16 protein-coding genes are annotated in these 15280 nt (G+C 37.4%); all 16 read left to right on the top strand.

The window, feature by feature from the left end; all coding sequences use genetic code 11:
- A complete protein-coding gene (gene rpiB, locus VZL98_08890) occupies positions 1 to 453 on the top strand; it encodes a ribose 5-phosphate isomerase B (protein ID WVH62810.1) in 453 nt (150 codons plus the stop codon).
- Complete coding sequence (gene upp, locus VZL98_08885; protein ID WVH62809.1) at positions 446 to 1075, top strand: uracil phosphoribosyltransferase; 630 nt, start codon at positions 446 to 448, stop codon at positions 1073 to 1075. The genes rpiB and upp overlap by 8 nt, the downstream gene beginning before the upstream one ends.
- A 290-nt stretch (positions 1076 to 1365) precedes the next feature.
- Complete coding sequence (locus tag VZL98_08880; GenBank protein ID WVH62808.1) at positions 1366 to 1686, top strand: hypothetical protein; 321 nt, start codon at positions 1366 to 1368, stop codon at positions 1684 to 1686.
- The gene (locus VZL98_08875) at positions 1673 to 1975 is read left to right on the top strand and encodes a hypothetical protein (protein WVH62807.1); all 303 of its coding nucleotides are present in this window, start codon (positions 1673 to 1675) and stop codon (positions 1973 to 1975) included. The genes VZL98_08880 and VZL98_08875 overlap by 14 nt, the downstream gene beginning before the upstream one ends.
- Positions 1965 to 3611 carry a V-type ATP synthase subunit I gene (locus tag VZL98_08870; protein WVH62806.1) on the top strand — a complete coding sequence of 549 codons (1647 nt, stop codon included), beginning with the start codon at positions 1965 to 1967 and terminating at the stop codon, positions 3609 to 3611. Before VZL98_08875 ends, VZL98_08870 begins: the two co-directional genes overlap by 11 nt.
- A 38-nt stretch (positions 3612 to 3649) precedes the next feature.
- Positions 3650 to 4123, top strand: a complete 474-nt coding sequence (locus tag VZL98_08865) for a V-type ATP synthase subunit K (protein ID WVH64554.1) — start codon at positions 3650 to 3652, stop codon at positions 4121 to 4123.
- Positions 4124 to 4143: 20 nt separating this feature from the next.
- Positions 4144 to 4701, top strand: a complete 558-nt coding sequence (locus VZL98_08860) for a V-type ATP synthase subunit E (GenBank protein ID WVH62805.1) — start codon at positions 4144 to 4146, stop codon at positions 4699 to 4701.
- 4 nt (positions 4702 to 4705) lie between these two features.
- Positions 4706 to 5707, top strand: coding sequence for a V-type ATP synthase subunit C (locus tag VZL98_08855; protein WVH62804.1), 1002 nt, complete (start codon positions 4706 to 4708; stop codon positions 5705 to 5707).
- Positions 5700 to 6008 carry a V-type ATP synthase subunit F gene (locus VZL98_08850; protein ID WVH62803.1) on the top strand — a complete coding sequence of 103 codons (309 nt, stop codon included), beginning with the start codon at positions 5700 to 5702 and terminating at the stop codon, positions 6006 to 6008. The genes VZL98_08855 and VZL98_08850 overlap by 8 nt, the downstream gene beginning before the upstream one ends.
- A gap of 15 nt (positions 6009 to 6023) precedes the next feature.
- Entirely contained in the window at positions 6024 to 7793 is a 1770-nt protein-coding gene (locus tag VZL98_08845) for a V-type ATP synthase subunit A (protein ID WVH62802.1), read from the top strand.
- On the top strand, positions 7786 to 9162 hold the full coding sequence (locus VZL98_08840) for a V-type ATP synthase subunit B (protein WVH62801.1): 1377 nt from the start codon (positions 7786 to 7788) through the stop codon (positions 9160 to 9162). Before VZL98_08845 ends, VZL98_08840 begins: the two co-directional genes overlap by 8 nt.
- A 13-nt stretch (positions 9163 to 9175) precedes the next feature.
- Positions 9176 to 9814, top strand: a complete 639-nt coding sequence (locus VZL98_08835) for a V-type ATP synthase subunit D (protein ID WVH62800.1) — start codon at positions 9176 to 9178, stop codon at positions 9812 to 9814.
- A gap of 129 nt (positions 9815 to 9943) precedes the next feature.
- Positions 9944 to 10894, top strand: a complete 951-nt coding sequence (locus VZL98_08830; protein ID WVH62799.1) for a transposase — start codon at positions 9944 to 9946, stop codon at positions 10892 to 10894.
- 130 nt (positions 10895 to 11024) lie between these two features.
- Complete coding sequence (gene murA, locus VZL98_08825) at positions 11025 to 12290, top strand: UDP-N-acetylglucosamine 1-carboxyvinyltransferase (GenBank protein WVH62798.1); 1266 nt, start codon at positions 11025 to 11027, stop codon at positions 12288 to 12290.
- Positions 12291 to 12369: 79 nt separating this feature from the next.
- Positions 12370 to 14568: an ATP-dependent RecD-like DNA helicase gene (locus tag VZL98_08820; protein WVH62797.1), complete on the top strand. Its 2199-nt coding sequence runs from the start codon at positions 12370 to 12372 to the stop codon at positions 14566 to 14568.
- Positions 14568 to 15215 carry a ComF family protein gene (locus tag VZL98_08815; protein ID WVH62796.1) on the top strand — a complete coding sequence of 216 codons (648 nt, stop codon included), beginning with the start codon at positions 14568 to 14570 and terminating at the stop codon, positions 15213 to 15215. The genes VZL98_08820 and VZL98_08815 overlap by 1 nt, the downstream gene beginning before the upstream one ends.
- The last annotated feature ends 65 nt before the right edge of the window (positions 15216 to 15280 follow it).

The following is a 15280-nucleotide window of genomic DNA, read 5'->3' as shown; positions in this document are numbered from 1 at the left end:
ATGAAACTCGGTATTGCCGCCGATCACGGTGGATATGATTTAAAGGAGCAAATAAAAAAGCATGTTGAGGCTAAGGGAATAGAGATTATAGACTATGGCACTCATTCACTGGAATCCGTAGATTATCCGGATTATGCTTATAAGCTTACCACGGCGGTTCTAGGTAAAGAAGTGGATCTTGGGATTGCCATATGTGGTACCGGGGTTGGCATAAGTATTGCATGTAATAAAGTAGAGGGAATTAGAGCGGCACACTGTACTGACAGTTTTACAGCCAGGGCGACCAGACAACATAATGACGCCAATATCATCTGCTTAGGTGGAAGAATTACTGGAATAGAAATTGCTAAAGATATTATAGATAATTTCCTAGAGAGTTCTTTTGACGGCGGAAGACATCAAAATAGAATTAATAAAATAACAGCGATTGAAAAAGGAGAATACAATGTCTAATGTAACAGTTTTTACTCATCCACTAATTAAACACAAATTAACTCTTTTAAGAGATGTTGAAACGGGACCTAAGGATTTTAGAGAGCTGGTTAAAGAGATATCCATGCTTATGGCATATGAAGTAACCAGAGATCTTGAGCTTAAGGAAATGGAAATTCAAACACCTCTTCAAAAAACTACGGGCTATAAATTAGAGGGTAAAAAGCTTGGTTTAGTTCCGATTTTAAGGGCGGGTCTTGGAATGGTTGACGGTATGCTTAGTATACTGCCTGCTGCTAAAGTTGGTCATATCGGTCTTTACAGAGATCCTGAGAGTTTAAGTCCTGTAGAGTATTACTGTAAATTACCTACCGATATATCTGAAAGAGATATCTTTTTGCTTGATCCAATGCTTGCAACGGGAGGATCAGCAACTGCTGCAATACAGTTTTTGAAAAACAGAGGATGCAAGAATATTAAACTCGTAAATATTATAGCTTCACCTGAGGGAGTTGCCGTAATTGAGAAGGATCATCCTGATGTTCATATTTATATTGCAGGTCTTGACGAGAAACTAGATGATCATGGTTATATACTACCGGGTCTAGGTGATGCAGGAGACAGACTATTCGGAACGAAGTAGTTTAGTCATTTTATAATATTATACATTATTAATTAAGCGAAGTAGAAGGCAAGTAAAGCATTGGTTTTTCTAACTTTAACACCTTAAGTTATGGAAAACCTGATAAATTGCCTTGATACTCATATAATCATACTTGCAAACTACTTCGCACGGATGTATAATGGATATAGATTTAAAATAGGGGAGAGTTTGCCTTTTCTCTATTTATCAAAGTTATGGGTTGTTTGTGAAATCGATATCTTTTTATTTAAGTTTCATGAATGCGCAAATTAATTATGGAGGTGAAGTCTATGGATGCGATAAAGCTTGTAAAGAAGGCAGAGCAGGAAGCTGAACAGCTTATTATGTCTGCAAAGGCCGAAGCAAATGAGCAAATAGAAGCTGCCAGAAAAAAAGCTGAAGAAGAGTACCGAAACATTTACGATAAAGCAGTAAATGAAGCCAGGGAACTAAAATCTGAAGCTGAAAAAGAAGGCGAAGAACTAGCAATGCCTCTTCTAAATAGCGGCAAAGATATGTCTGAAAAACTGGACAATATATCGGACACTGCACTAGAAAAAGCTGCAAGCATTATAGTAGAGAGGATAGTGAAATCAGATGGCAATAGTTAATATGAGTAGTTTTAATCTGTTTGCTTTTGAAGAGGACAGAAAGTCTCTACTAGATGAACTACAAAGATTTGAGTATGTTCACTTTGCTGATACCAGCGAATTATCCGAATCTAATGATCTTGATATGATACAGATTCCAGGATCGATTCAAGAGAATCAAGAGGATGTCTCAAAGCTTAGCTGGATGATTGATGTATTAAAGCCTAGAGCGGGTGAGCTAAAAGGGTTGAAGGCCTTAAAACAAGGACTTAAAACATATTCATTGCCACAGCTTGAAAGTGGAAGCTAAAAATATAGAGTACGAGAATCTATATTATAAGCTAAAGGAAGTCACTAATAGGCTGGATGAGATCACTCAAGATACGAATAATTTAAAGCAACAGATAGAAGACCTAATGCCTTGGAATGACCTAGATGTAGAAATCTCGGATATTTCTGATGGCGAAGACACAAAGATTTTTGCAGGGACTATTCCATTAAAGCAATTGGAAGAGACCAAAATTGAGTTAAGTAAATTGAAGTATACTCATTTACAAGAAGTTTCTCAAGATAAAGCATTTGAATATGTAGTGGTCATGACTGTCAATGACGAATACAATGCTACTATTGAAACTTTGAGGAAAAACGGTTTTAACAAAATTGATATCGAAGGACAGAAAAAAGCCAGCGAAGAGATATCAAAACACGAAAATTCAATTTCGAACCTGGATAAAGAAAAAGTGGATTTAGAGAAACAACTGGATCATTATACTGTCCATTTGGGAAAACTGGAACTTGCATATGAGTACATGATGAACCAGAGATTAAAGCTTACTGCATCTGAAAAGTTTGCCAGATTAAGCGATGTCAACATTACACAGGGGTATGTACCTACTGATATGGTGGAAAACTTTAAAAAAGTTTTAAGTGACACTCTGGGAAACAGATACTATGTAGAGATTAAAGAAGCCGAAAGAGATGATCCGAATATTCCGATCTTATTAAAGAATAATAAGTTCAATGAGGTATTTGAGTCGATTACAACGATGTATGCATTACCGAAGTACAACGAAATCGATCCCACTCCTTTCTTTGCGATTTTCTACTGGGTATTTTTCGGAATGATGGTGGCAGATGTAGGGTATGGTGTGCTCGTTCTTATTGGAACGACGATAGCTTTAAAGGCATTTAATCTCAAACCTAACCTTAGGAAATTCGTAGGATTTTTCTTCTTCCTAAGTATAAGTACGATAGTATGGGGACTCGTTTACGGTTCGGCATTTGGTATGTCGTTGCCGTTTAAGTTAATCGATACGCAGAATGAAGCGATACGCTTATTGATGATTTCTGTAATTTTCGGTGGAGTTCATCTATTCTATGCGATGGCAATACAGGCATATATGAAGATTAGAGATGGAAAACCGATGGATGCTGTTTATGATGTATTATTCTGGTATATGGCATTGATGGGTGCAATTGTATTTTTAATCGGAAGCATGGTACCTTCTGTTCCTTCAAGCGTTGGGAATATAGCAAAATGGGTTATGATTATAGGAATGGTCGGTATAGTATTATTCGGTGCAAGAGATTCCAAGAGCCCTGTCGGAAGACTGGTTGGAGGATTATATGAATTATATGGAATCTCATCTTATGTAGGTGACTTTGTATCGTATTCAAGATTAATGGCATTGGGACTTGCCGGTGGATTTATAGCGGTTGCAATAAACATGATCATAGGTATGTTGCCTAAGAATATAATTGGAATTGCAATAGGACTGGTAGTATTTGTCTTTGGACATCTGTTCAATGCGTTCTTAAGTTTATTGTCTGCATATGTTCATACTTCAAGACTTACTTATGTAGAGTTTTTCGGTAAGTTTTATGAAGGTGGAGGCAAGGCGTTTAATTTATTTAAAAATGATGCAAAATACATTAATATTAAATAAGAATATAGGAGGAATTATTAATGGGTGAAGTGAACTTAATTGGAAAATTTTTAGTAGAAAACGGCGGATTGGTTTTTGCTACGCTAGGAGCTGCAATTGCTGTATTATTCTCAGGAATCGGCTCAGCTAAAGGGGTAGGAATTGCAGGGGAAGCTGCTGCAGGAGTTGTTATTGAAGAACCTGAAAAGTTCGGTAAATCCTTAGTACTACAGCTATTACCGGGTACACAAGGACTTTACGGTTTCGTAATCGGACTGATTATCATGACTAGACTAAATACCGGATTATCTCTACAAGAGGGTCTTTACATTATGATGGCTGCTATGCCAATTGGATTTGTAGGATTACTATCAGCTATTGCTCAGGGTAAAGTATCAGTAGCAGGTATGCAAATACTAGCAAAGAATGAAGAACAGCAAACTAAGGGTATTATTTATGCCGTAATGGTTGAGACATACGCTATTCTTGCATTCGTTATGTCATTTATTTTACTCAACCAGGTGAAATTCTAGAAAACTAAGGATGTGATGTTATGTCAAACCTAGAGAACATTACCCAAAAAATACTGGAAGATGCAAAAAAGCAAGTAGCTGAAATAAAAGTCAATACAGGTGCTGAGATAGAAAAGATTATCAAGGCCAGAGTTGATGAAGCTATCAGAACCAAGGATAGAATACTTGAAAGAGCAAAACAGGAAGCTGTTGCAGCTAAAGATAAGATTGTCTCTACAGCATCCTTAAAGTCCAGAGATCAACAGCTAAGTGCAAAGCAAAGGGTTATGGACAAGGTGTTCGAATTGTCAAAAGAAAAGCTTATGAATTTAAGCGATGATGAATATAAGAAATTTGTAGACGATAGATTAAAATTATCGGAGCTAAGTGGTGATGAAATAATTATTCCTCAAAAGGGGAGAGAGAGTCTTTTTAAGGATTCGAAGTTAAAAGTCTCAGATAGTGAAACTGTTGAGTCAGGTTTTGCGATACAGGCAGGAAAAACTATTATAAATCATAATTTCAATGATTTAGTAGACTTTAATCGACTCGATTTAGAAGGAGAAATAGCTAAGATACTATTCGATGGAAAGGAGTAAGATTATGAAAAGAGAAGATTTTATTCAGAGCTCTACCAGAATCAGAGTTCTGGAATCAAAACTCCTAACTAAAGACCAGTTTAACAGAATGGTTGAAGCTAAAGACATGGATGAAGTCTTAAGAGTTTTAAATGAGACTGCTTACGCAAACTCCTTTAATAAGCTTGAAAGACCTGAAGATTATGAAGAGGCATTGGGGTATGAAATTAAGAAACTATACAGGGATGTAAAGGAGATTTCTCCATATCCCGAGATAGTAGAATTTGCTTCATTAAAATACGATGCACATAACTTCAAAGTGCTTTTTAAGGATCATATTTTAGGTAGAGAATCCGATGAGCTTCTAATCGATATAGGAAAAATAGATATTAATCGTATAGAATCTAAAGCTGATGCCGGAGATAGAAAAGGCATAGACAGATATTACGATAATATCGCTACCGATATTGTCAGTATGTTTGAAACTACAACAGATCCTCAGTACGTGGAGCTGGTAGTAGACCTCCATTTTTACGAAACCATGCTAAAAATGGCAAATCAAACGAAGTCCGAGAGATTTATTAAATATGCTAAAGACTATATAGATTTCAGCAATATTAAAGCGATTTTCAGAATGAAGAAACAAGATAAAGATCTGAATTTTGCAGATGCAGTTTTGGTTGAGGGCGGAAATATTTCTGTCAATCAGCTAAAAGCGATTTATTTTGAACCAATAGACAGTATAGTACAAAAGCTTAAGTTAAAAGATATTGGTAAATCACTGTATAAAGGATTCCAAGCATATGAACAAACCGGTAGATTATCCGAATTTGAAAAAGCTATGGACGACTACCAATTAAATTTCATGAAAGATACTAAACTTATAAGTTATGGACCGGAAGTAATCTTGGCCTATATATTTGCCAAGGAAACTGAAATTAAGAATATAAGAATCATACTGGTCTCTAAACTAAATAAGCTTTCTCCTGAGTTTATAAGGGAAAGGTTGCGTGATATTTATGTATAAAGTTGCAGTTATTGGAGATAAGGATTCGGTTTTAGCTTTCAAGGCTTTGGGAGTAAGAGTTTTTACAGCTATAGAAGCTAACGAAACTAGAAAGCTTGTAGACACTCTTGCCAGAGATGAATATGGAGTTATATACATCACTGAGCAATTAGCAAGCATGATACCGGAAACTATAAATAGATACAATGACGAGTTAATACCCGCTATTATTCTAATACCGAGCAATCAGGGCACGCTTAATATCGGTATGGACAGAATAAACAAGAATGTTGAAAAAGCGGTTGGATCAAATATTTTATAAAGGAGAGGGCTTATATTGAAAGTTGGAAAAATTATTAAAGTCTCAGGTCCACTTGTAGTAGCCGAGGGGATGGATGAGGCCAACGTCTACGACGTAGTAGAAGTATCAGAGAATAAGCTCATCGGCGAAATTATAGAGATGAGAGGCGATCAAGCCTCTATTCAGGTATATGAGGAAACAACCGGAATAGGTCCGGGTGAAGATGTTTATACAACCGGTTCTCCATTATCGATAGAATTGGGACCGGGTCTTATTGAAGAGATGTTTGACGGAATTCAAAGACCACTGGAAGAACTTAGAAAAGCAGCCGGGGACTTCCTTGTAAGAGGTGTGGAAGTACCTAGACTGAATAGAGAGAAAAAGTGGAATTTCGAACCTGTTAAACAAGTAGGAGACGAAGTAGTTCCTGGAGATATAATTGGAGAGGTTCAAGAAAATGCCGTAGTAAGGCATAAAATAATGGTACCTCATGGTGTTTCCGGTAAGATAACAGATATCAAATCCGGAGAGTACACAATTGCTGATGACATAGCTACAGTCAGTGGTGACAAAGAATACAAATTACAAATGATGCAAAAATGGCCTGTTAGACAGGGAAGACCATATAAGAGAAAACTCGACCCTAATATTCCATTAGTTACAGGTCAGAGAATTATAGATACCTTCTTCCCGGTAGCAAAGGGTGGAACTGCAGCGATTCCGGGACCATTCGGTTCTGGTAAAACAGTAGTTCAGCACCAGTTGGCTAAATGGGCGGATGCGGATATAGTAGTTTACGTAGGTTGTGGAGAGCGTGGAAACGAAATGACCGACGTACTAATGGAGTTCCCTGAACTTATTGACCCGCAAACAGGCGAGTCTCTAATGAAGAGAACTGTACTAATCGCGAATACATCCAATATGCCTGTTGCTGCGCGAGAGGCATCAATATATACCGGAATTACAATTGCAGAATACTTTAGAGATATGGGATATTCAGTAGCTCTAATGGCTGACTCTACATCCAGATGGGCGGAAGCACTTAGAGAGATGTCTGGACGTCTTGAGGAGATGCCCGGTGACGAAGGTTATCCAGCTTATCTTGCATCTCGTGTTGCTGAATTCTACGAGAGAGCAGGTAGGGTAATTGCAAGCGGTAATGACGACAGAGAAGGAGCTCTTACAGCTATAGGTGCGGTATCACCTCCGGGTGGAGATATTTCCGAGCCGGTTTCTCAGGCGACACTTAGAATTGTAAAAGTTTTCTGGGGACTTGACTATGCACTATCATATGCAAGACACTTCCCGGCTATTAACTGGTTAAACTCATACTCACTATATCAAACCAAGATGGATGAGTATTTTGACCAAAATATAGATCCTGAGTTTGCAAAACACAGAATCGAAGCTATGGCACTATTATCTGAAGAGTCAGGACTACAAGAGATAGTAAGACTTGTAGGTAGGGATGCATTATCTGAAGAAGACCAACTTAAACTTGAGATTGCAAAATCACTTAGAGAAGACTTCCTTCAGCAAAATGCTTTCCACGAAACAGACACTTATTGTTCACTACAAAAACAAAACAAGATGATGCAATTAATCCTTAAATTCGGTCACGAAGCAAATAGAGCATTAGCTCAAGGAGTTTATTTGAACGAAATACTTGCACTTCCTGTCAGAGAGAGAATTACGAGAAGTAAAAATACTCCTGAAGACAAATTGGAAGAGATTGATGCAATTAAGGATCAATTAACAAAAGAAATGGAAGAGTTGATTGCAAAGGGAGGTATCCCAAATGCTTAAAGATTATAGAAGTATAACAGAAGTAGTAGGTCCTCTAATGGTTGTTGAGGGAGTAGAGGGAATTAAATATGAAGAACTGGTTGAAGTTAGAATGCAAACCGGAGAGAAAAGACGTGGTAGAGTTCTTGAAATCACCGGCGACAAAGCGATGGTTCAGCTATTCGAAGGATCTTCAGGGATTAACCTTAAAGACACTTCAGTAAGATTCCTTGGTAAACCTCTTGAACTTGGAGTTTCTGCAGACATGATCGGTCGTGTATTCGACGGACTTGGAAGCCCAATCGATGATGGTCCTGCGATAATTCCGGACAAGAGACTCGACATCAACGGAGCGCCTATCAATCCTTCATCCAGAGACTATCCTGAAGAGTTTATTCAGACAGGTCTATCATGTATAGATGGTCTAAATACACTTGTTAGGGGACAGAAACTTCCTATATTCTCAGGATCAGGACTACCTCACAATAATGTTGCGGCTCAGATTGCAAGACAAGCAAGAGTACTTGGCGAAGGGGACAAATTTGCGGTAGTATTTGCTGCGATGGGTATCACTTTCGAGGAAGCTCAGTTCTTTATAGATGACTTTACAAAAACAGGTGCGATAGACAGAGCTGTATTATTTATGAACCTTGCTAATGACCCTGCGATAGAAAGGATAGCAACACCGAGGATGGCACTTACCTGTGCGGAGTACCTTGCTTTCGAACAAGGAATGCACGTATTGGTAATCTTAACTGACCTTACTAACTACGCAGAGGCACTGAGGGAAGTATCTGCAGCAAGAAAGGAAGTACCGGGGAGAAGAGGATATCCGGGATACCTATACACGGACCTTGCATCTCTATATGAGAGAGCGGGAAGAATCAAAGGTAAAAACGGATCTATAACTCAGATTCCGATACTGACAATGCCTGAGGATGATATAACACATCCAATTCCTGACCTTACAGGATATATCACGGAAGGACAGATAATACTATCCAGAGAACTATACAAAAGAGGAATTGAACCTCCGATAAATATAGTACCTTCACTATCCAGACTTAAAGACAAGGGTATAGGAAAAGGCAAGACCAGAGAAGACCATGCAGATACGATGAACCAGATCTACGCGGCTTATACAGCAGGTATACAAGCCAGAGAACTTGCAGTAATACTTGGAGATTCAGCGCTTTCAGATGCAGATAAAGCATTCGCAAAATTCGCAACTGAATTTGATAAAGAATACGTAGACCAAGGATACTACACAAATAGATCTATCATTGATACACTTGATCTTGGATGGAAACTGCTTGAGATAATTCCTAGAACCGAACTTAAGAGAATTAGAGACGAGTATATTGAAAAATACATGGACAATAAAGCTTAAAGGAGCTGATTAGATGGCTAAGCTCAATGTAAATCCTACCAGGATGCAGATGACGATGTTGAAAAACAGACTCAAAACATCCGAAAGAGGACATAAGCTCCTTAAAGACAAGCAAGACGAGCTCATGAGAAGATTTATAGAATTGGTAAGGCACAACAAAAGCCTCCGTGAGGACGTTGAAAAGGAGCTGGGAGATTCATTCAAAGACTTTCTACTAGCCAGTGCTGTCATGAGTCCTGAAATGCTCGAAGAAGCCGTATCTTTTCCACAGCAAAACCTAACAGTTGATATACAGCAGAAAAACGTCATGAGTGTTAATATACCGGTGATGACATTCAACACCGGTGACGACGAAGATGCTAATATCTACCCATACGGTTATGCCCATACATCAGCAGAACTTGACGATGCAATACTCAAACTCAATAATATAATGAAAAAATTATTGGAACTTGCAGAAGTTGAGAAAGCATGCCAACTAATGGCCGATGAAATAGAAAAGACAAGAAGGCGTGTAAATGCCCTAGAACATAGGACAATCCCTGACCTTCAAGAAACCATAAAGTATATCCGTATGAAACTCGACGAAAACGAAAGAGCTACGATAACAAGACTTATGAAGGTTAAGGAAATAATAGCAAAAAATGGCTAAAACCAAATAAATACCAAAACGAAGAAGAGCTAAAACATCAGCTCTTCTTTATTTTATACATTTTACCATTTCGATAAACGCGACAATACCAACAACAAAATGGGGTCAGGCTTTTATTTCTACTAAAAAATGTATAAATATGTTATACTCTATATAAGAGGTGATAAAATGCCAAGAAAACTTAGAGTTCAGCAAGCCGGTATGATACACCATGTCATTGCAAGAGGTAATAACAAAGAAGATATCTTTAATGAGGACAATGATAGAATCAGGTATCTACAGCTAATCGAAAGGTATAAGAATCGTCATATGTTTAAATTACTAGCATACTGTCTTATGGACAATCATGTTCACTTGCTTATCAAACAAAGTGAAGTTGATCTATCTAAGACCATGCAAGGAATCCAGCAATCCTACACTCAGTACTTTAATAAAAAATATAATTCTATAGGACATGTATTTCATCAAAGGTTTAAATCTAAACCTGTTGCAGACGATGCGTATTTGCTTTCTTTAATTGCCTATATTAACAACAATCCAAAAAAAGCCGGCATAGTCGATGATTTAAATGATTATAGATGGTCAAGTCACATGGAGATACTAAAGCCGAGTAAAAAGAATATAGCCGATGTCCACTATTTGTTTGACATAATAGATAGAAATGTAAACGAAGTATTGCCCGAATATCTATGGTTACTGGGTGAAGTAAATGAAGACCATGTAAAGGCGCAGTATCTAAAAGGTAGAGAATTAGAAGAGCGTAAATCAGAGATCTACATAGAAGATAAAGTCGAATCGAAGGGAAAAAGGACTATAGCATCAGAAGAAATAAAAAGTATTTTAGAAAACTACAACAAGGAAAAAAGACTGCATCTTAGTCTAGCAAATAAGAGGAGGTTAATGGTCCTGCTCTGTGATGAATTCTGCGATGAGGATGATAATTGCATTTCAAACAACATCAATGTATCAAGATCGCGAATATCGGGGATAAGAAGTGAGTTTTTGCGTGGATTAATAGATAGTGGTTTATTAAATATATATAATGAAATAAAATTTGAACTAAATGAGCTATACATTTAATTGGATATATATGCAAAAAATAAAATAATGGAAGCCTGACCCGCTTTGTGGGTTATAAATTTGATGAGTATATTTTGAAAATATGTTATAATAATAGGCGTGAATAAAGGAAGGATTACGGAGGTTAGTTTTGGAGAAGATTATAGTAAGGAAGAGTGAGCCTTTAAAGGGGCATGTTAAAATAGATGGAGCTAAAAATTCAGCTTTGCCGATTATCGCGGCTTCACTTCTGGGAACTGAGGATATTATCCTGGAAGATGTTCCAAATTTAGCGGATGTTAAAGTTATACTTCAGGTTTTAAATGAGCTTGGAGCTGAAACAGAATATTTAGATGAAAATACAGTTAGAATAAATTCAGCAAATTTAAATTCATATCAAACACCATATGCTCTTATGAGCAAGATGAGAGCTTCATTTTTGGTTATGGGACCGCTTCTTGCAAGGCTCGGAAGAACTGAGACTCATATGCCAGGAGGTTGTGCTATAGGATCCAGACCTATAGACCTTCATCTAAAGGGTTTTATGGCACTGGGTGCATTAATCGTTGAGAATACCAGCGTGATTGGAGCGAAGGCTGAGAAGGGACTTATTGGGGACATAATTTACCTGGATTTCCCATCGGTTGGAGCTACCCAAAACATCATGATGGCAGCGACTCATGCTAAGGGTGAGACGATTATAGAAAATGCTGCCAAAGAGCCTGAAATTGTCGATTTAGCAAACTTTTTAAATAAAATGGGTGCAGATGTAAAGGGAGCAGGTACTTCTTCTATCAGAATCAAAGGCGTTAACAAGTTAAGAGGATGTACTCACCAGATTATCCCTGACAGAATTGAAGCCGCTACTTTTATGGTTGCAGCTGCAATTACTAAAGGTGATGTCACCATAGACAATATTATAACTAGTCATATCAGACCGGTAATTGCAAAACTTAAAGAGATAGGCTGTACTATTACTGAATTCGAAAATGAAGATAAGGTTCGAGTTGTAGGTCCCGATAGACCAAGGGGAACCAGAATTAAAACTCTTCCATATCCAGGATTCCCAACTGATGTGCAGGCACAATTTATGGCACTTATGACAATTTGTGAAGGTATATCAAAGGTTGAGGAGACGGTTTTTGAAAATAGATTCATGCATGTAGCCGAATTACAAAAGATGGGTGCATTGATCGTAACCGAAGGAAAAGAGGCGAGGATTGCAGGTGTTCCTAAACTTAAAGGAGCAAATGTGAAAGCCACAGACTTAAGAGCCGGCGCTGCACTTGTTCTTGCCGGACTTATTGCTGACGGAGTTACTTCGGTAGGTGATATCTATCATATAGATAGAGGATACAATAATATAGTTGGTAAGCTCAGAGGTTTAGGAGCAAATATAGATAGAATTACAGACTAATAAATGATCGAGAATCTTATGAATTGTTTTGCTTAAGATTCTCTTTTTTTATAAATTTGAATTGATAGTTGAGGTTGTAATGCTGGAAATTGAAGGAATAATTAATTCTATAATCTATAGAAATGAAGAGAACGGATACACCGTTGCCAGATTTGAAACTGAAGATGGAGAGATAACGGTGGTCGGACCATTGCCCGCCACGGAAATAAATAAAAACTTTGTCTTATGTGGCGAGATAGTTTATCACGAAAGGTATGGAGAGCAGTTTAAGGTAGAAACTGCTCGTATTTCAATGCCTAAAACCAAAACAGGAATTATAAAATATTTATCTTCAGGTCTGATACCTCATATAGGTAAGATTACGGCTAAAAAAATTGTAAATCACTTAGGTGAAAATGCTATTGAAATAATAGAAGAAGACCCTTATAAATTACTTGAGATTAAAGGGATAGGGAAGAAGAGAATAAAGAAAATTGCCGAAAGTTTGGCGTCGCAAAAAAACAGTCGTGAGATAATTCTGTTTCTGCAAGAAATGGGTTTTACTATAGGTCAAGCAACCAGAATATACATGAGATACCAAGAAGATACCATTGAAGAGGTGACGCGCGATCCATACAGGCTTATCGAAGATATCAGAGGCATCGGGTTTTTAATAGCCGACAGGATAGCTATTCAAAATGGGGTAGCACCTGATTCAGAATTTAGAATCTACTCTGCAATCAAATACACTCTAGGTCAGGCGTCAATCAATAATGGAGACTGCTTTCTTTACACCGATGATCTAGTTGTCAGAACTTCAGAAATGCTTGGGATACCTTCCGAATCAGTTCAGCGTGTCATGCTGTTAAAAATAATGGACGGAAGTTTGGTAAAGGATAGCATAAATGGAAGGGAATTAATTTATTATGAAGCTCTTTATAATGCTGAAGATTTAGTTGCAACCAGGCTAATTCAGTCCATTCATCTAAAGAAAAATGAAGCTTTTGAGTTAAAGGATATTCAAGTCGACCATAAGCTGGAACTGGATATTAAGCAAAAGTCTGCAGTTGAAGAAGTTTTTAAAAATAAAGTCACAGTTATAACAGGTGGACCGGGTACGGGAAAAACCACGATTATAAAATCCGTTGTAGATATTGCAAGTGCAATTGAAAATAAGGTAGTTCTTTGTGCGCCAACCGGTAGAGCTGCTAAGAGACTGGAAGAAAGTACCGGGATACCGGCATCGACAATCCACAGATTATTAAAATATACAAAGCAGGACGACGGATACCTTACTTTTGAGCATGATAGAAATAATCCGATTTCGGGCGACATTATCATAGTAGATGAAGCTTCCATGATGGATATCGAAATCACTGCAAGACTCGTAGATGCAATACCGGTTAGCTCCTCGATTGTTTTTGTAGGAGACATCGATCAGCTGCCTTCTGTTGGACCCGGAAATGTATTAAGGGATATTATAGAATCGGGCTATGCAAAGACGATAACACTGGACACCATATATAGACAGGACGAAGACAGTAATATTGTTACCAACGCACATCTTATTAATACGGGACTCTTTCCAAAAGTAAATGAAAAAGGTAAAGACTTTTTCTTTATCAGAACCGGTTCAATGAAACATACTGCAGATACCATTGTAGATTTAGTAAAGAGAAGATTACCGGGCTTCTATGGATATAATTCTGTAGAGGACATACAAGTCCTGTCGGTAATGAAAAGAAGTTTGGTTGGTACTGAAGAGTTAAACAGATACCTTCAAAGTGCGTTAAATCCTGAAACAGACAAAAAAGAAATAGAATTCAAGGATGAAGTCTACCGCGTTGGAGACAAGATTATGCAGTCTGTAAATAATTACAGTATGGAGTACACTGATGAATACGGAATCAAGCAGGAAGGCGTATTCAATGGAGATATGGGTTTAATCACTGATATAGATGCAGAAACAGGAACTCTGGTAATCAGATTTGACGACGGCAGGATTTCGAAATATGAAAAGACGAATATAGATGAATTGATGCTTAGCTATGCCATCACCATACACAAGTCACAAGGTTCAGAGTTTAAAGCTGTAGTAATACCGATAATGCCGGGACCCTATATGCTGATGACTAGAAATCTTATCTATACTGCAATAACCAGAGCAAAAGAACTCGTAGTCCTCGTGGGAGACGAGCAGGTATTAAAGAGGATGATAGACAATAATACAATTGCAGAGAGAAACTCTTCCTTAGCATATAGGATGAAAGTAAAAGCTGAATTGTTCGGAGAAATATAATGAAAATTATTGATGAATTATTGTATATATCAGAAGAAGAATGTGCCCTATGTAAGTATGAAGTAGCTGATATAAACGGCATATGCCATGATTGCAATAAAAGACTGGACTATGTTGACATGTCTTACTTCGACGAGGCGGATGTTAAAATTAATTATACGCTTTTTCTAAATAATTTTTTGAGTGGCATAATTGATAGATTTAAGTTTAAAGGTCAAGCCTATCTCTATAAATCGCTTGGTAAGATTATGTATGACAGAGCTAAATCGTCCGGAATACTGGATGGTATAGATTTTATTATACCGGTACCGATGCATAGAAGAGCTGAGAATATAAGGGGATTTAATCAATCGGAGCTCTTGTCAAAGAGGATCTCTGAGTTATCCGGAATCCCCTATGATACAGAGGTGGTAGTGAAAATCAAAAACACCCCTCCTCAGCATCTATTAACTTCATCTGAGAGGATGAAAAACTTAATCGGGAGTTTTAAACTTAAAAACTTAAATCTATCGGGGAAAAGGATTTTAATAGTAGATGATATTCTTACTACAGGTGCCACAGTGAAACATTTGACTGATGAAATTAAAAAATCCAAACCTAAAACAATCGAGATAATGGCTTTAACATCGGGAAGAAGAATCGATTAATTAAATATTAAACCATCTTAATAATTGTGATATTTTCTCAACAAATCGTATTAAAAGTCACTAAC

This window comes from Peptoniphilaceae bacterium AMB_02 (genome assembly GCA_036321625.1).
Lineage (GTDB): Bacteria > Bacillota > Clostridia > Tissierellales > Peptoniphilaceae > Microaceticoccus > Microaceticoccus formicicus.
Note: the sequence above shows the minus strand (reverse complement) of the source record. Positions and strands in the feature narration are given on the sequence as shown.